Origin of the sequence: Saccharopolyspora mangrovi (assembly GCF_035320975.1) — a bacterium.
In the GTDB taxonomy this organism is placed as follows: domain Bacteria; phylum Actinomycetota; class Actinomycetes; order Mycobacteriales; family Pseudonocardiaceae; genus Saccharopolyspora; species Saccharopolyspora mangrovi.
Window position 1 is genome coordinate 72,026 of record NZ_JAWLNX010000010.1, and the last position, 16,478, is coordinate 88,503.

A 16,478-nucleotide genomic window follows, 5' to 3' on the forward strand; every position below is an offset into this window, starting at 1 on the left:
CCGGGGTTTCGAAGCGCATCGAAAGCTGTTGGGTCCTGAAGGCTAGGGATGCGGCAGTGGCGAAGCAACCGCGTTGGTCCATCCGGAGCGCTGATTCGTGAAAGCTGTTGACTCCAGCGCGAACAGAGCAGCAGAATCCGCAGCCGTTCCAGCCGAGAAATCATCGAAACGTTCGATTCGCACTGTCGAAACGCTTCGACGATGGCCCTTTGCAACGACGCAACAGGAGGACGGTGTGCGAACGCAGGCGCGAACCCGAAGACGAACGGCGGCGGCCGCCGCGCTGTGCGCGCTGGTGGCCGCCGGCTGCACCGCGGGACCCGATCCCGACCAGCTGACGTTCATGGACTACCACGGCGAAGAACCGATGCGCTCGGCGATGGGCGCGCAGCTGGCCCGGTGCAGCGACGAGATCGGGATGCGGGTGCGCCACTACAGCGTCACCGGGGACCAGCTGGTGCCCAAGGCGTTGCGGATGGCCTCCTCCCGTTCCCTGCCCGACGTGCTGATGCTCGACAACCCGGACCTGCCCGAGTTCGCCACCACCCAGGCCCTGGTGCCGCTGAACCACGTGGGGGTCACCGCGGACGGCATCGCGCCGAACATCGCCGAAACCGGCCGCTACCAAGGCGAGCTCTACGGAGTCGCCCCCACCGTCAACTCCCTGGCCCTCTACTACAACCGCGACCTGCTCGACCGGGCCGGCGTGCGACCGCCGCGGACCTGGGACGAGCTCACCGCCGCCGCGCGCACCCTCACCACCCCGCAGCACCGCGGGATCGGGTTCAGCGCCTACGCCTCCTTCGAAGGCGCCTACCAGTTCCTGGCGTTCCTGTGGCCGGGCGGCGCCGACGAGCGCCGGCTCGACTCCCCGCAGGCCGCCGAGGCGCTGCGGCTGTGGGTCGAGCTGGTGCGCTCCGGTTCGGCACCCCAGTCGGTGCTGAGCTGGGAGCAGGGCGATGTGAAGAACCAGTTCACCGCGGGCAACCTCGCGATGATGGTCAACGGCAGCTGGCAAGCCGCCGAGCTGCGCAAGACACCGGGTCTGAACTGGGGCGTCGTGCCCATCCCGGTACCGCGCCTCGGCGACCCGCCGGCTACCGCGCTCGGCGGCGAGGTCATGACGATCCCGAAGACCGAGCCCTGGCGGCAGCGCAAGGCCGCCGAACTCGTCACCTGCATGAACACCGACCGCGCGCAGATGGCCGTGGCGCGCGCCGCCGACCGCGTGCCCAGCAGGCCCGAGGCCGCCGCGCAGCTGCGCCCGCAGGCCGCGGACGTCGAGGTCTTCTACGACACCGTCGCGGTCGCCCGCGCCCGCACCCAGCACCTCGGCACCCGCTGGCCGGACACCGCCAGGGCGATGTGGACGGCCTTCCAATCGGCGATCTCGGGCAACGCCACACCGGAGCAGGCGCTGAAAACCGCCCAGCAACATGCGAACCCGGGATCGTGAGGAGGAAGGCCATGACACCCTCCGCGCGCTCGATCGCCGCCAAGTGGGCCTTCCTGGTCCCGGCCGCGCTCTACCTCGCAGCCTTCTTCGGCTACCCGCTGGTCAACAACATGGTGATGAGCTTCCAGCAGTACTCCGCCGCCACGTTCTTCACCGGCGAGGCCCCGTTCGTCGGCCTCGCCAACTGGCGGGCGGTCTTCGCCGACCCGGTGTTCGCCCGCTCCGCGCTGAACACCGTCGTGTTCACCCTCGGCTCGCTGCTCGGCCAGTTCGGCTTCGGGCTGCTGCTGGCGCTGTACTTCCGGCGCAACTTCCCGCTGTCGCGGCTGCTGCGCTCGCTCCTGCTGCTGCCGTGGCTGGTGCCGCTGGTGGCCGCCGGCACCGTGTGGCGGCAGATCCTCGACCAGGAGGGCGGGGTGCTCAACACCTTCCTGCACGCCACCGGGCTGATCAGCGGGAGTGTCCCGTGGCTGAGCAGCCCGCAGGTCGCCCTGCTGTCGGTGGTGCTGGTCAACATCTGGATCGGCATCCCGTTCAACATGGTGATCCTCTACGGCGGGCTGCAGGAGATCCCCGACGACCTCTACGAAGCCGCCTCCATCGACGGCGCCGGCCGGTGGCGGACCTTCCGGGCCATCACCTGGCCGATGCTGCGCCCGGTGGTGACCGTCGTGCTGCTGCTCGGCTTCATCGCCACGGTCAAGGTCCTCGACATCATCCTGGTGCTCACCGGCGGCGGCCCGGCCAACTCCACGGAATCGCTGAGCACCCAGGTGTTCCAGAACTCCTTCATGAACCTCGACTTCGGCCGCGGCGCGGTGGTGGGCAACGTGCTGATGGCCGCGTGCCTGGTGTTCGCGGTGATCTACCTGCGCGCCAACCGGCAGGAGGTGCGTTGACGTGCGCAAGGCGATCCTCACCGCGGTGGGGCTTCTGATCGTGGCCGTGCTGCTGTTCCCGCTGTATTGGATGCTCAACATCGCCTTCCAGCCCGGGCAGAGCCTCGCGGCGTTGAACCTGCTGCCCACCGACGTCGGGCTCGGCGGGTTCGGCGCGGCGCTGCGCGAGCAGGGCGGTTCGATCCTGACCAGCCTCGTCGTGGCCCTCGGCGCGGCGGTGCTGTGCCTGGCGGTGGCCGCACCGGCGGCCTACGCGCTGGCGCGGTTCCGGCTGCCCGGCACCCGCTGGGTGCTCTTCGCCGCGCTGGTGGCGCAGATGGTGCCCGACATCGTGGTGGCCAACGCGGTCTACAACGCCTACGTCGACCTGCGGCTGGTCAACTCCGTGCCCGGCCTGGTCCTGGCCGACGCCGCGCTGGGCATCCCGTTCGTCACCGTGCTGCTGCGCGCGTTCATGGCCGGGCTGCCCGGCGAGGTCCTGGAAGCCTCGATGGTCGACGGCGCCAACCGGTTCCGCACGTTCTTGTCGGTGGTGCTGCCGATGAGCCGCAACGCGCTGATCACCGGCGGGGTTTTCGCGTTCCTGTTCGCCTGGAGCGACTTCCTGTTCGCGCTGACGCTCAACACCACCGACGACGTCACACCGGTCACCTTGGGCATCTACGACTACCTCGGCGTCGACGTCACCGACTGGAGCGCGGTGATGGCCACCGCGGTTCTCGCGTCGCTGCCCGCGGCGGTGCTGCTGGTGTTCGCCCAGCGGCACATCGTCTCCGGGATCAGCGGCGGTTCAACCAAGTGAGGGGAAGGGAATCCATGCGGGTCACGGTGTGGAACGAGAACGTCCACGAGACCACCGAAACCGAGGTCGCCGAGCGCTACCCGGACGGGATCCACGGTGCGGTGGCCTCGGCCATCACCGAGCACCACCCGGAGGCGGCGGTGCGCACGGCGACCCTGGCCGACCCCGAGCACGGGCTCACCGAGGACGTGCTGGCCGGCACCGACGTGCTGACCTGGTGGGGCCACAAGGCCCACGAGGAGGTCGACGACGCGGTGGTCGAACGGGTGCAGCGCCACGTGCTTTCCGGGATGGGCCTGGTGGTGCTGCACTCCGGGCACCTGTCGAAGATCTTCCGGGCCCTGCTGGGCACGACCTGCAACCTGAACTGGCGCTGCGAGCAGGACCGCGAGCTGGTGTGGACGGTGGACCCGACGCACCCGATCGCGGAGGGCGTCCCCCACCCCATCGTGATCGAGCAGCAGGAGATGTACGGCGAGTTCTTCGACATCCCCGCGCCCGACGAGCTGATCTTCATCAGCTCCTTCAGCGGGGGCGAGGTGTTCCGCTCGGGCTGCACCTTCCGGCGCGGCCACGGCCGGATCTTCTACTTCAGCCCCGGCGACCAGGCCTTCCCGGTCTACCACCACGCCGACGTGCGCAAGGTGATCGCCAACGGGGTCGGTTGGGCCGCGCCGGAGCGGGCCCGCGACCTGCCGGTCCTGCGCAACCGGCCCGCGGGGTGGTTCGCGTGAGCTTCCGGACCATCCCGGGCGAGGGCCCGCTGCGGCTGGTGGTCGTCGGCGCCGGGCAGATGGGCCGCACCTGGATGCGCGCCCTCTCCGACAGCCCGCTCGCCGACGTCGCCGGGGTCGTGGACGTCGACGAAGCGGCTGCGCGCGCGGCTGCCCCGCCCGGTGCGGTGGCGGGAACGACCCTGTCGGAGGTGGCGCGCCGGTGCGCGGCCGAGGCCGTGCTCGACGTGACCGCTCCCGCCGCGCACCTGCCGGTCACGCTGGAAGCGCTGGGCCTGGGACTGCCGGTGCTCGGCGAGAAACCGCTGGCCGCGACGCTGCCGGAGGCGCTCGAGCTGGTGCGGGCGGCGGAGCAGGCCGGGGAGCTGTTCATGGTCAGCCAGAACCGCCGGTTCCACCCGCAGCTGTGGCGGCTCAAACGGGAGATCGCCGCGCTGGGGCGGTTCGGCATCCTCACCCACGAGTTCTTCAAGGCCCCGCACTTCGGCGGGTTCCGCGAGGTCATGGACCACCCGCTGGTGCTGGACATGGCGATCCACAACTTCGACGCCGCCCGCTTCCTGCTCGACGCGGATCCGGTGGCGGTCTACTGCGAGGAGTACAACCCGCCGTGGAGCTGGTACGCCGGAAACGCCGCGACCACGGCGGTCTTCGAGATGACCGGCGGCGTCCGGTTCGTCTACACCGGTTCCTGGTGCAGCCCGGGCCTGGAGACCTCGTGGAACAGCAGCTGGCGCGTCTCCGCCGAGTCCGGCACGGCCACCTGGGACGGAGCCGGACCGCCACGCGTGGAGCGCACCGGGGAGGGCGAGCTGGAGCAACCCGGCGCGGTCGTCGGCGGCTACCCCGGCGATGACCTGCTGGGATCCCTGGCGATGTTCGTGCGGGCGGTGCGCACGGGTGTGGTGCCGATGGGCGAGTGCCACGACAACCTGCGGAGCCTGGCGATGGTGCACGCCGCCATCGCTTCAGCCGAATCCGGCTCCCGCGTCACGGTCGAGGAGGTGCTGCGCGCGGCCGGGTGAGCCCGCAGCGCCTCGGCCGGTGACACGTGGGCGGGGGTGGTGCTTGCACCGGCCTGCGGCGAGGACAACGATGTTGTCGTGACTCGTAAGATCTCCGAACCGGACCCCACCCCCGCCGCGCTGGACGAGGTGTCCAAGCGCATCATCGAGCAGCTCCAGGAGGACGGGCGCCGCTCTTACGCCGCGATCGGCAAGGCGGTCGGCCTCTCGGAAGCCGCGGTGCGGCAACGGGTTCAGCGGCTGCTGGATTCCGGCATGGTGCAGATCGTCGCGGTCACCGACCCGATGCAGGTGGGCTTCCTGCGCCAGGCCATGATCGGCGTGAACGTCGCCGGTGATGCCCAGCAGGTCGCCGACCAGCTCGCCGAGCAGCCCGAGATCGAGTACGTGGTGATCACGGCCGGATCCTTCGACCTGCTCGTCGAGGTCGTCTGCCGCGACGACGACCACCTGCTGGAGATCATCAACCAGCGCATCCGCAGCCTGGAGTCGGTCACCCGCACCGAGAGCTTCGTCTACCTCAAGCTGCGCAAGCAGAGCTACGCCTGGGGAACCCGCTAGGGGTGTGCGGCGGAGCCGCACTCTCTTTCACCCCCTGAGCAGCTGGCACCGCGGTGCCCTCCCCTGCGGGGGATTTCTGAGCGGCTTCGTGGCGAGCGCGCCGGGACGCCGTGTATTGGACATGCATCAGGAGCGGCGCGCGGAGTCCACGGAGCCGCTGCGCTTTCCCCCTTCGGGGGTTTCCGCCACTGGCACCGCTGAGCAAAGTGACCCTCAACCACTCCTTAGTCCATGTTGGACATCACGTGCTTGACCCTGGTGTAGTCCTCCAGGCCGTACATCGACAGGTCCTTGCCGTAGCCGGAGAGCTTGAACCCGCCGTGGGGCATCTCGGCGACCAGCGGGATGTGCGTGTTGACCCAGACGGTGCCGAAGTCGAGTTCGGCGGCGGCGCGCATCGCGCGACCGTGATCGCTGGTCCACACCGAGGAGGCCAGGCCGTACTGAACGCCGTTGGCCTTGGCCAGCGCGTCGGCCTCGTCGCGGAACGACTGCACCGTCAGCACCGGGCCGAAGACCTCCTGCTGCACGATCTCGTCGTCCTGCCGCAGGCCGGAGACGACCGTGGGCGCGAAGAAGTACCCGCGCTCCCCGACGCGCGTCCCGCCGCAGTGCACCGTGGCGTGCTCGGGTAGCCGCTCGACGAATCCGGCGACCTTGTCCAGCTGGTCGGCGCTGTTGAGCGGTCCGTAGAAGGCCTCGGCGTCCGACGGCGGGCCGGTGCGGGTCGCCTCGGCGCGCTCGGTCAGGGCTGCCACGAACTCGTCGTGCACCGACTCGTGCACCAGCACCCGCGTCGCGGCGGTGCAGTCCTGGCCGGCGTTGAACAGCCCGGCGGTGGCGATGCCCTCGGCGGCCGCCGCCACGTCCGCGTCGTCGTGGACCAGCACCGGGGCCTTCCCGCCCAGTTCCAGGTGCACCCGCTTGAGGTCGTGGGCCGCCGATCCCGCGACCTCCACGCCCGCTCGCACCGAGCCGGTGATCGAGGTCATCTGCGGCACCGGGTGTTCCACCAGCATCCGGCCGGTGTCCCGGTCGCCGGTGACGACGTTGAACACGCCCGCGGGCAGGTGCTCGGCGGCCAGCTCGGCCAGCAGCAGGGTGCTGGCCGGGGTGGTCTCGGAGGGCTTGAGCACCACGGTGTTCCCCGCCGCCAGCGCGGGCGCGATCTTCCAGATGGCCATCAGCAGCGGGTAGTTCCACGGCGTGACCTGGGCGCACACGCCGATCGGTTCGCGGCGGATCATCGAGGTGTGCCCGGCCAGGTACTCACCGGCCGCACGGCCCTCCAGCACCCTGGCCGCTCCGGCGAAGAACCGGAGGTGGTCGAGCACCATCGTCATCTCTTCGCCGTGGGTGAGCTCGATCGGTTTGCCGGTGTTCTCGGACTCGACCCGCACGATCTCCTCGGTGCGGGACTCGATGTCGTCGGCGATGCGCAGCATCGCCCGCTGCCGCTGCGCCGGGGTGCTGCGGCGCCAGTCGCGGAAGGCCTTCTCGGCCGCGCGCATCGCGTTGTCCACATCGGACTCGCGGGACAGCGCTTGGGTCGCGTAGACCTCCCCGGTCGCCGGGTCGACGACGTCCAGCGTCGCGCCGCTGACGGCCTCGACCCGGGCCCCGTCGATGAAGTTGCGCAGAACTCGCTCGGCCACGGACATCTCCCTTTCACACGACTGCAACTGATTCAGTGCCTCGGGAGCCTATTCGCAACTCATTCGGTTGGCTATACGGAGATCGGAGAACGTTTTCGTTGCCCAAACCCTTGACTGGGAGTGAACCGCCGCTTTCAATGTGAGGTCACGCCGGCGCCCGCCCCACCCCCTCGGCTTTGATGAGGACGCCCATGACAGGGACCAACGAGGCCACCGCGGCCTCCAGCAGACGATCCCGTTCCGAACGACTTCCCCGCGTGCTCACCGTCTTCGGCGGTGTGCTGCTGACCCTCTCCTGCATCACACCCGGCTCATCGCTGTTCATCCTCGTGCCCGAACTGGTGCAGACCCAAGGCACCGGCGTCGTGCTCACCCTCGTGCTGGCCGCCGTGATCTCGGCGGGAGTCGCGCTGTGCTACGGCGAGCTCGGCACCCGCTTCCCCATCGCCGGAGGCGAGTACTCCATCGTGTCGCGGGTTCTGGGCCGCGGCGCGGGCTGGCTGACGTTCGTCCTCAGCCTGGGCATGATCTTCGTGGTGCCGCCGGTGATCGCCTTGGGCACCGCCGACTACCTGGCTTCGGTCGTGGAGCTTCCGGTCGCGGTGACCGGGGCGGCGGTGATGCTGGTGGCCACGCTCATCGCGCTGCTGGACGTGCGCTCCAACGCGCTGGTGACCGGCACCTTCCTGGCCGTGGAGGTGCTGGCCGCCGCGCTCGTGGCCGGGTTCGGCTTCGCCCACGCGCACCGGCCGGTCAGCGCGCTGCTGACCCCGACGATCCCGGACGCCACCGGCAGGTACTCGCCGTTCACCTGGGGCGTGCTGCTGACCGGGCTGGCCGTCGGGATGTTCACCTTCCAGGGCTTCAGCAGCGCGGTGTACCTCTCCGAGGAGCTCAAGCAGCCCGAGCGCAGCGTGGTGCGCACGGTCATGTGGTCGCTGGTGGCCTCGGTGCTGATCATCGGCGTGCCCACGGTGGCGGTGGTGCTCGGCACGGGCAGCGATGCCGAGCTCGCCGGCGCCGACTTCATCGCGATCGTCGACTCCTGGGGCGGGCCGGTCCTGTCGACCTTCGTCGGGCTGAGCGTGGCCGCGGCGATCCTCAACGCGGTCATCGTGATGGTGCTGCAGAACGCCCGCGTTCTCTACGCCTCCGCGCGCGATCAGGCCTGGCCGGAGCCGGTCAACCGGGTGATGACCAAGCTGCACCCGCGCTGGAAGTCGCCGTGGGCGGCGACGTTGGTGGCCGGGCTGCCCGCCGCTGCACTGGCGGGACTGGTCAGCAGCGAGACGCTGGTCGGCGTGACCGGTGTGATCGTCGCGGGGCTGTACCTGGCGATCGCCGTGGCGGCGCTGCGCGCCCGGCGCACGCCCTCGACCGCCGGGTGGCGGATGCCGCTGTGGCCGGTTCCCGCCGTGCTGACCATCTCCGCGATCGTGCTCGCGCTGGCCAACCAGGCACCTGCCGACCTGGCGATCACCGCCGGGGCTCTGGCCCTGGCCGCCACGTACTACGCAGCCCATCTGCGACGCCATCCGAACCAGTGGTCGATCGTTGGCAACTGATTCAGTTGCGATCATTGACTTTCACGACTAATTTCGTACACGCAGCATCGAGCTGAGACCGAACAGAGGTTGATCATGACCGCATCCACCCGCTCGCTGGGCGACCGGGCCCGCGACCACCTGTGGCTGCACTTCACCGACCACAGCAGCTACGCCGACGCCGAAGTCCCGGTGATGGTGCGCGGCGAGGGTCCCTACGTCTACGACGAGCGCGGCAAGCGCTACTTCGACGGCCTGGCCGGGCTCTTCGCCGTCCAGGTCGGCCACGGGCGCGAAGAGCTCGCCGAGGCCGCCGCCCGCCAGTCCCGCAAGCTCGGCTACTTCCCGCTGTGGTCCTACGCGCACGAGGGCGCGGTCGAGCTGGCCGAGCGCATCACCGCGAGCACCCCCGGCGACCTCAACCGCGTGTTCTTCACCGTCAGCGGCGGCGAAGCCGTCGAGACCGCCTGGAAGCTCGCCAAGCAGTACTTCAAGAAGACCGGAAAGCCCACCAAGCACAAGGTGATCAGCCGCTCGCTGGCCTACCACGGCACCTCCCAGGGCGCGCTGTCGCTGACCGGCATCCCCGGCATCAAGCAGGACTTCGAACCCCTGGTGCCCAGCTCGATCAAGGTGCCCAACACCAACTTCTACCGGGCGCCCGTGCACGCCGACGACTACGAGCGCTTCGGCCAGTGGGCCGCCGAGGAGATCGGGCGCGCGATCGAGCGGGAAGGTGCCGACACCGTCGCGGCGGTGTTCCTGGAGCCGCTGCAGAACACCGGCGGCTGCTTCCCGCCGCCGCCCGGGTACTGGCAGCGGGTCCGCGAGATCTGCGACGCCCACGACGTGCTGCTGGTCTCCGACGAGGTGATCTGCGCGTTCGGGCGGCTGGGCCACGACTTCGGCGCCAACCGCTACGGCTACCAGCCCGACATCATCACCGTCGCCAAGGGCCTGACCTCCGGTTACGCGCCGCTGGGAGCCATGATCGCCGACGAGCGGCTGATGGAACCCTTCACCCGTGGCAGCACCTTCACCCACGGCTCGACCTACGGCGGGCACCCGGTGTCGTGCGCGGTGGCGCTGGCCAACCTGGACGTCATCGAATCCGAGTCGCTCTACGAGCACGTCCAGGCCAACGAGGCGAACTTCCGCACCACGCTGGAGAAGCTGCTCGACCTGCCCATCGTCGGCGACGTGCGCGGTGCCGGGTACTTCTACGGCATCGAGCTGGTCAAGGACGAGGCCACCCGGGAGTCGTTCACCCCGGCCCAGGCCGAACGGGTGCTGCGCGGGCACGTCTCCCCCGCGCTGTTCGAGGCCGGGCTGTTCTGCCGGGCCGACGACCGCGCCGAGCCCGTCATCCAGCTCTCCCCGCCGCTGATCGCCACCCAGGACCACTTCGATGAGGTCGAGCAGGTGCTGCGCACCGTGCTCACCGACGCCTGGAAGGCGCTCTGAGGTAGACGCGAGGAGCCCCGCACCGCCGGGCGATGCGGGGCTCCTCGGGCCGGTCCGGACTCAGCGCGCCACGGCGGCCTCTCCTCGGAGGCGCCGCTGCCAGGAGTCGAGCTGGGTCTGCTCGGTCGGCGGAGCCAACAGGCTCACCGCGACGAACACCACGACGCTGGAGATCAGACCCACGTAGATCGGTTCGTTGGCGTCCATGCCGTAGGCGATCATCAGGCCGATCACGGTCAGGCTGCCGACCAGCATCGACGCCAGCGCACCGGCGGCACTTGCACGCCGCCAGAACAGCGCACCGACGATCGGCACCAGCACACCTCCGACCAGCAGGTTGTAGGCGATCGTCAACGCCCCGACCACGTCGCGCACCAGCAGCGACGCGACGATCACGACCACGCCGCCGCCGACCGCGAACACCCGGTTCACCGCGACCCCGGCCGTGCGCTGCGAGAAGCGGGCGTAGATGTCGTTGGCCGCGATCGTCGAGGACGCCAGGATCGTCGCGCTCGCCGTCGACATCAGCGCCGCCAGCGCAGCCGCCAGCACCAGCCCGCGCAGCCCCGCGGGCAGCACGCCCTGCGCCACGGTGGCGAAGGCGTCGTCGACGTTGGGCAGGTCCGGGAACAGGACCTTGGCGGCCATGCCGATGGCCGCGGCAGCCGTGCCGTACAGCGCCACGTAGACGCCTGCGGCGACGCCGGCGTAGCGCGCGACGCGCTCGGTGCGCGCGGTGAACACGCGTTGCCAGACGTCCTGGCCGATGAGCATCCCGAAGAAGTAGATGAGGAAGTAGGAGAAGATCTTGTCGCCGCCGATGGCGGTGACGTCGAAGTAGCTGCTCGGCAACGACTGCACCAGGCTGTCGGTGCCGCCCGCCCGCATCACCGACACGGGCAGCAGGACCGCGAAGATCCCGGCGGTCATGATGAAGAACTGCAGCAGGTCGGTCAGCGTGATCGACCACATCCCGCCCAGGACGGTGTAGAGCACGACGATGCCCCCGCCGATGAGGATCGCCGGCACCCGGGGAATGCCCAGCAGCACGTCGAAGAGCGTGCCCACCGCGAGCGTGGCGGTCACCGCGACCATCAGGTCGTAGGCGATCATGATGATCCCGCTGAGCAAGCGCCCGGCCGCGTTGTAGCGCAGTTCGAACACTTCCGAGACCGTGTACACGCCCAGCTGGGAGAGCTTGCGGGAGAACAGCAGGCTCAGCGCGAGGATGCCCAGCCCGAGCATCGCCGCCAGCCACAACCCCGAGATGCCGTACTCGTAGCCGAGGCTGGTGCTGCCGATCGTGGAGGCACCGCCCAGCACGACCGCGGCCAGCGTCCCGGTGTAGAAGACCGGGCCCAGCCGCCGACCGGCGACCAGGAAGTCCTCCTTGCTGCGCGATCGGCGCATGCCCCACCAGCCCACGCCGAGCATGACGGCGAAGTACAACGCGATCACCGCGTAGTCGAAGATCATGGCTCCCCTCCGGAGCGAGCGGACAGCGGCTGCCGCCTCGACGGCCCACCCCGAGCCGGCAGCGGACCCGAGCTGCACCGAGTGAACGTTCCGGAGAGTGTGAACGACGACCCGCCCACCAGGACATGAGCAGATGCTCCAACAGGCGATGGGCGGCTTGGAGGAACGAACAACCCTCCGCCACTTGACCGTTCCAGCAGCGCGGGCCCCAAACAGCCACCCCCGGGTGGGGGGCGCCCCCCCGGCGCGGCCGGGCCGATCTCCCCCTCCCCCGCCGCGCCCCCCCCACCCGGCCCCGGGGGGGGGGGCCCCCCGCCCCGTGCGCTGCGGCTCCTACTAGCACCGCAGAGCTTCCAGAACCAGGTCACGAGTGGCCGTTTCAGCACCGGAGAGGTCGGGGTTCGCGTGGAGTCAGCGGCGCAACTCGCCAGCGATCTCCAGTTCTCCGGCGAGCGCGGTGCGGAGTCGATCGTGATCAGTCATCGTCGAGCCCGTAGACGCGTGCCGCGTTCTCGCGGCCGATCAGGGTGGCCACTCGAACCGCCTCCTCCAGCGACCATTCGCCCTCGTCGACCCACTCGGCCATCGCGAGCGCCATGCCCCGGCGCCAGAGCACCGCGCCGAGGTGGTGCAGTTCCGGCGGTCCCCAGGCGTCCGAGGAGTAGAGGAGCTTGGCGAAGGGCGCCAACTCCAGGCTTTCGGCCACGACCGCGGCCGAACGGGCTCCCGTGTAGTTGATCGCGAGTCCGACGTCGAAGTAGACGTGCGGGAACGCCTGCGCGAGGTAGCCGGCGTTGCGGTGGAAGGGGTAGCAGTGCAGCAGCAGCACATCGGTGCCCGACCCCTCGATGGCCTTCAACCAGCGGGTGAGCAGCAGCGGGTCGCATCGGTGCAGTTCCACGTCGGGGTCGCCGTAGCCCGCGTGCAGTTGCAGCGGCAATCCAGTGGACACGCCTTCCCGCAGGAGCATGCGCAGCAGCACGATGTCGTCGACGCGGGGCTCGGCGCCGGCGTCGACGGTCCGCAGCCACCGCTCGGCCGCGCGCAGGACGTCGCCGCGGCTGGGCGGCTCGGGATCGAAGTCGAATCCGTGCCGGTAGGCGACGATGCTCTTGAGCCCGACCGCGTCTCGGGCGCGCCGCTGCAGCTCGTCGCGGAACGCAGCGACCAACCCGTCAGCGGTGCAGCCCCGTGCGACCGACTCGAGCACCGACTCCAGGCGGACGACCTCGTCCACCCGGCCCTCCACCAATTCGCCGAACTCGCTGAGTCCCGCGATGCGCTCGCCGGCGTAGCCGGTTTCGACGAGCCACCGCCGGGTACGGCTGGCCGCCAGCAAGCGGCGGGTGAGCTCGCCCGGTTCCAGCCCGGAACGGGTCGCCCAGTACTCCTCGGGGCTCGCGTGCGGCGGCAGTCCCAGCACGGGAGCGCAATGCCGGCGCACCGCGAACCCGACCTGCGAGTCGAACTGGGTCATCCACGCCGGAACGGGCCGGTCCGACTCGGTGATGAGCAGCTCGAACTCGGCCCGGCTGACGTGGTCCTTGAGCGGACCGTGGACGTGGTGGTCGATCAGGGGGATCTCGGCTAGGCGGGCCTGCAGCTCAGTACGCATCGACGAGCCTCCGGCAGACCTCGGCGGGGCTGAGTCCCTCGACCGCGCGGAGCTCAGCCCGCTTGACGTCGAGGTGGGTGCGCACCAGGTCCGGCGGGAACCAGCCGCGCACGGTGGTGTCCTTCTCCAGCTCCTCGAGGGCCTCGGTGAGGTCCAGGGGCAAGCCGGGGATGTCGGTGGTCTGCTGCTCCGTCATGTCTTCTGGCCACACCTTCGCTACGTCGTCCCTCGAGACCGGCGATCGTTCGGCCCCGCCGTACTCCAAGTTCAGCTGCTGCGCCGGGTCCCCGCCACCGATCGTGCTGGTGGGGCAGATCCGAAGCAACGCCTCCCGGTTGCGCTCGGCCAGGAAGACGACGGGATCGTCCTGCGCGGCTACAACTGACCGGCAGCAGCCGGGATGTCGTGGGTGTGGGCGAGTCGTGCGGTGGCCGTGGCCGGGTCGGTGGAATCCGCGAGGTAGGCGCGCAAGGTCAGCGCCGCGTCGGTGACCCGCAGCGTCATGAACCCGCGGTGCGAGAAGTCCTGCCAGAACGCCTCGTTGGTGACCTTGCTCTGCCCGTCCTCGGTCTGCGAGGACGCTCCGCAGACGATCTGCTGAGTGCCGTTGCGCGGCTTGAGGATTTGCGAGCAGTGATCGTGCCCGGACAGGATCAGATCAGCGCGCCCGACCACGACCTGCTCGTAGAGCTCCTTCAAGTGCTTGCCGCTGGCGTAGTCGTCGAGGGTGACGCCGTTGTACTCACCGGAGTTCCCGTACGGCCCGTTGTTGAGGTACGGGGTGTACGATCACGATCTTCCACCGGGCTCGGGACTCGCCGAGCGCGGCGTGGAGCCACTCCCGCTGCGCCTGCATGTACGGACCGTTCCACGCGTAGTGCGGATCCCGCTGCGGCAGGAACGGGGCCACCGGATTGGTGTCGAGGGCGAAGAACTCCACCACCGGGTCGCGCTCCGGCACGGCCACCGAGTAGTAGCGCGCCGGCATGTACCAGCGCGCCGAGGAGTCGTGGTAGGCGACTTCGTAGTCACCGCGCTCCGGCCCGTCCCCACCTCCGGCGACCAGGCCGCTGGTGTCGTGGTTGCCGAGGATCATCAACCACGGCGCATCGATCCCGGCGTTGGGCTGCTCGAACTTGGTCTGGAACTCGTCGTCGTCGGAGCTCTCCGGGCCGTCGAGGTACAGGTTGTCACCGAGCCCCACCGCCAGCGAACCACCTTGCTCGGCGAAGACCCGCCGAGCGGCGGCGGCCACGGCGTACTGCTCCGGCTTGCCCGTGCCGGCGTCACCGGTGATGAGCGCGGTGAAGTCCCGGCCCGCCGGTAATGGCAGCTTCGCCACCCCGCCCGAGGCAGCGGCGGCGCCGGGCAGCACCGCCGCACCCACCGCGGTCGCCACGGCACCGGCCAGGAAATCCCGGCGCGGAACCGACGACCGCGAACCGCTGCCAGCTTGACCTTCACCCTGCGCGGAACGTTCCGGATCGACCATGGCAGACCTCTCAATCGAGCGCGTCGTGGTGGAGCCGACCGGAACGATCACCGGTGGGACGCGTCTCCCGACGGATCTGCAGGGATGAGTCACGATCTCAGGCGCACGCGCAGGATTCGATCACCTCCGAAGGACGGCCGGGCTGCGCAGTTCCGCCTCGCCGAACGCGTGTCGTCAGGGACGTCGGCGGTGCCGACGCCGATCACCGCAGGGGTTGTCCCCATTCCACGTCGTCGCGCAACCGGCCCTTGAGCAACTTGCCGCCGGGGTTGCGGGGCAACGGCTGGTCGGAGACCACGACGTACTGCGGGATCTTGAAGTCCGCCAGCTGGCCGCGGCAGTGCTCGAGCACCGCGTCGACGTCGACCTGCACGCCGCTGGCGTGGATCACGGCGCCGACCTTCTCGCCCATCACCTCGTCGGCGACCGCGATGACCGCGGCTTCTGCCACACCGGGTGCTCCGACCAGCGCGGTTTCGACCTCGATACTGGAGATGTTCTCGCCGCCGCGGTTGATGATGTCCTTGATCCGGTCGATGATGCGCACGCGCCCGGCCTCGTCGACGCGGACCACATCACCGGTGTGCAACCAACCGTCCACGATGGTCGCGGCATCGGCCTCGGGCCGGTTCCAGTAGCCGCTCGTCACGTTCGCGCCGCGCACCACCAGCTCACCGACCGCGGGGTCGTCGCCGATGGGCGCCACCCCGAGCCGCACCGACGGGACCGCGTAGCCCACCGAGTCGGCGTGCTCGACCGCATCACCGTCGGGCAGGACGGTCATGAGCGACGCCGTCTCGGTCATGCCGTAGCCGTTGAACACCTGGGCGTCGGGGAACGCCCGCTTGAGCGAGGCGACCAGGGCGGGCTCGATCGGCGCGCCGCCGTACCCCACCCAGCGCACGCTGGAGACGTCCGCGCCACCGAAGTCCTCGCGCCGCAGCAGCAACGCGTACACGGCCGGCACGGTCACCATGAACGAGATGCGTTCCCCGGACAGGGTCGAGATCAGCTCCGCGAGGTCCAGCGAGGGCATGATCACCGCCGTGCCGCCGAGGTAGGCGGCCGTCAGCAACTGGGAGTTGCAGCCCGTCACGTGGAACAGCGGCACCGAGATCAGCGTGCGCAGGTCCTCGCCGATGTCGCGCGGCAAGCCCAGACCGCGAGCCATGTTCTCGGCGTTGGTCACGAACGCCTCGTGGGTGGTGGGCACGCCCTTGGGCATGCCGGTGGTGCCGGAGGTGTAGAACAGCGCGGCCACGTCGCCGGCAGCCGCATCGTCGTGGACGTGCGGTTCTCCGTCGGGCAGCGGTGCATCGGCGGCCAGGTCCACCGCCGTGCCCGCGTCGGAGAGGATGAACTCGACCTCGGGTTGGGCCGAGCGGGTGTTGACCGCGACCGCCACCGCGCCCGCCATCACCGTTCCCCAGAACGCCAGGACCCAGTTCACCCCGGCCGGGTAGCGGACCGCGACGCGGTCGCCCGGTCGAACACCGCTGGCGCGCAAGCCACCGGCCACGCGGGACGCGCGATCCCACAACTGCCGGTAGGTCAACCGCTGCGCGCCCAGTTCCACCACGGCCTCGCTGTCCGGGCGCGCGTCGACCTGCGCCCGGAGCAGGTCCAGCAGGGTCTCCGGCAGGCCGTCGTAGTGCGGCACGCCGTCGCGTTGCGACACCCCCGTTTCCGGGAACGGGTTGTGGCGGCGCGGAATCTCGATCACCGCCTGGCTGGTTGCCATCGTAGTTCGCCTCC

The 16,478-nt window shown here is 70.0% G+C and carries 15 protein-coding genes; 8 read left to right on the forward strand and 7 right to left on the reverse strand.

The window, feature by feature from the left end:
• Positions 1 to 235: 235 nt before the first annotated feature.
• The 6 genes from R4I43_RS16160 to R4I43_RS16185 all read left to right on the forward strand — a co-directional run bounded on the left by R4I43_RS16160 (position 236) and on the right by R4I43_RS16185 (position 5,477).
• Positions 236 to 1,456, forward strand: a complete 1,221-nt coding sequence (locus tag R4I43_RS16160; RefSeq protein WP_324266439.1) for an ABC transporter substrate-binding protein — start codon at positions 236 to 238, stop codon at positions 1,454 to 1,456.
• Positions 1,457 to 1,467: 11 nt separating this feature from the next.
• Positions 1,468 to 2,355, forward strand: a complete 888-nt coding sequence (locus R4I43_RS16165) for a carbohydrate ABC transporter permease (RefSeq protein WP_324266440.1) — start codon at positions 1,468 to 1,470, stop codon at positions 2,353 to 2,355.
• 1 nt (position 2,356) lies between these two features.
• Positions 2,357 to 3,157: a carbohydrate ABC transporter permease gene (locus R4I43_RS16170; RefSeq protein ID WP_324266441.1), complete on the forward strand. Its 801-nt coding sequence runs from the start codon at positions 2,357 to 2,359 to the stop codon at positions 3,155 to 3,157.
• A 14-nt stretch (positions 3,158 to 3,171) separates the two neighbouring features.
• Positions 3,172 to 3,891 (forward strand): ThuA domain-containing protein, encoded by a 720-nt coding sequence (locus R4I43_RS16175; protein ID WP_324266442.1) that lies wholly within the window; start codon positions 3,172 to 3,174, stop codon positions 3,889 to 3,891.
• Complete coding sequence (locus R4I43_RS16180; RefSeq protein WP_324266443.1) at positions 3,888 to 4,916, forward strand: Gfo/Idh/MocA family protein; 1,029 nt, start codon at positions 3,888 to 3,890, stop codon at positions 4,914 to 4,916. Before R4I43_RS16175 ends, R4I43_RS16180 begins: the two co-directional genes overlap by 4 nt.
• Before the next feature lie 78 nt (positions 4,917 to 4,994).
• The gene (locus R4I43_RS16185) at positions 4,995 to 5,477 is read left to right on the forward strand and encodes an Lrp/AsnC family transcriptional regulator (protein WP_324266444.1); all 483 of its coding nucleotides are present in this window, start codon (positions 4,995 to 4,997) and stop codon (positions 5,475 to 5,477) included.
• Between the two features lie 224 nt (positions 5,478 to 5,701).
• Here R4I43_RS16185 and R4I43_RS16190 read toward each other — a convergent pair whose 3' ends face one another.
• Entirely contained in the window at positions 5,702 to 7,138 is a 1,437-nt protein-coding gene (locus tag R4I43_RS16190) for a gamma-aminobutyraldehyde dehydrogenase (RefSeq protein ID WP_324266445.1), read from the reverse strand.
• Positions 7,139 to 7,323: 185 nt separating this feature from the next.
• Here R4I43_RS16190 and R4I43_RS16195 point away from each other — a divergent pair, with 185 nt between their 5' ends.
• Together R4I43_RS16195 and R4I43_RS16200 are read left to right on the forward strand one after the other, a co-directional pair.
• Positions 7,324 to 8,697 (forward strand): APC family permease, encoded by a 1,374-nt coding sequence (locus R4I43_RS16195; protein ID WP_324266446.1) that lies wholly within the window; start codon positions 7,324 to 7,326, stop codon positions 8,695 to 8,697.
• A gap of 75 nt (positions 8,698 to 8,772) precedes the next feature.
• Positions 8,773 to 10,140, forward strand: a complete 1,368-nt coding sequence (locus R4I43_RS16200) for an aspartate aminotransferase family protein (RefSeq protein WP_324266447.1) — start codon at positions 8,773 to 8,775, stop codon at positions 10,138 to 10,140.
• Positions 10,141 to 10,200: 60 nt separating this feature from the next.
• On the opposite strand, the gene R4I43_RS16205 is transcribed toward R4I43_RS16200, so the two are convergent.
• From R4I43_RS16205 to R4I43_RS16230, 6 genes are all read right to left on the reverse strand, one after another.
• A complete protein-coding gene (locus R4I43_RS16205) occupies positions 10,201 to 11,616 on the reverse strand; it encodes a sodium:solute symporter (protein WP_324266448.1) in 1,416 nt (471 codons plus the stop codon).
• A 475-nt stretch (positions 11,617 to 12,091) separates the two neighbouring features.
• Positions 12,092 to 13,231: an amidohydrolase family protein gene (locus tag R4I43_RS16210; RefSeq protein ID WP_324266449.1), complete on the reverse strand. Its 1,140-nt coding sequence runs from the start codon at positions 13,229 to 13,231 to the stop codon at positions 12,092 to 12,094.
• Positions 13,221 to 13,427 (reverse strand): hypothetical protein, encoded by a 207-nt coding sequence (locus tag R4I43_RS16215; RefSeq protein ID WP_324266450.1) that lies wholly within the window; start codon positions 13,425 to 13,427, stop codon positions 13,221 to 13,223. Before R4I43_RS16215 ends, R4I43_RS16210 begins: the two co-directional genes overlap by 11 nt.
• Positions 13,428 to 13,606: 179 nt before the next feature.
• Complete coding sequence (locus tag R4I43_RS16220) at positions 13,607 to 13,930, reverse strand: metallophosphoesterase family protein (protein ID WP_324266451.1); 324 nt, start codon at positions 13,928 to 13,930, stop codon at positions 13,607 to 13,609.
• 43 nt (positions 13,931 to 13,973) lie between these two features.
• Positions 13,974 to 14,723: a metallophosphoesterase gene (locus R4I43_RS16225; protein WP_324266452.1), complete on the reverse strand. Its 750-nt coding sequence runs from the start codon at positions 14,721 to 14,723 to the stop codon at positions 13,974 to 13,976.
• 202 nt (positions 14,724 to 14,925) lie between these two features.
• On the reverse strand, positions 14,926 to 16,464 hold the full coding sequence (locus tag R4I43_RS16230; RefSeq protein ID WP_324266453.1) for a class I adenylate-forming enzyme family protein: 1,539 nt from the start codon (positions 16,462 to 16,464) through the stop codon (positions 14,926 to 14,928).
• Positions 16,465 to 16,478 lie beyond the last annotated feature (14 nt).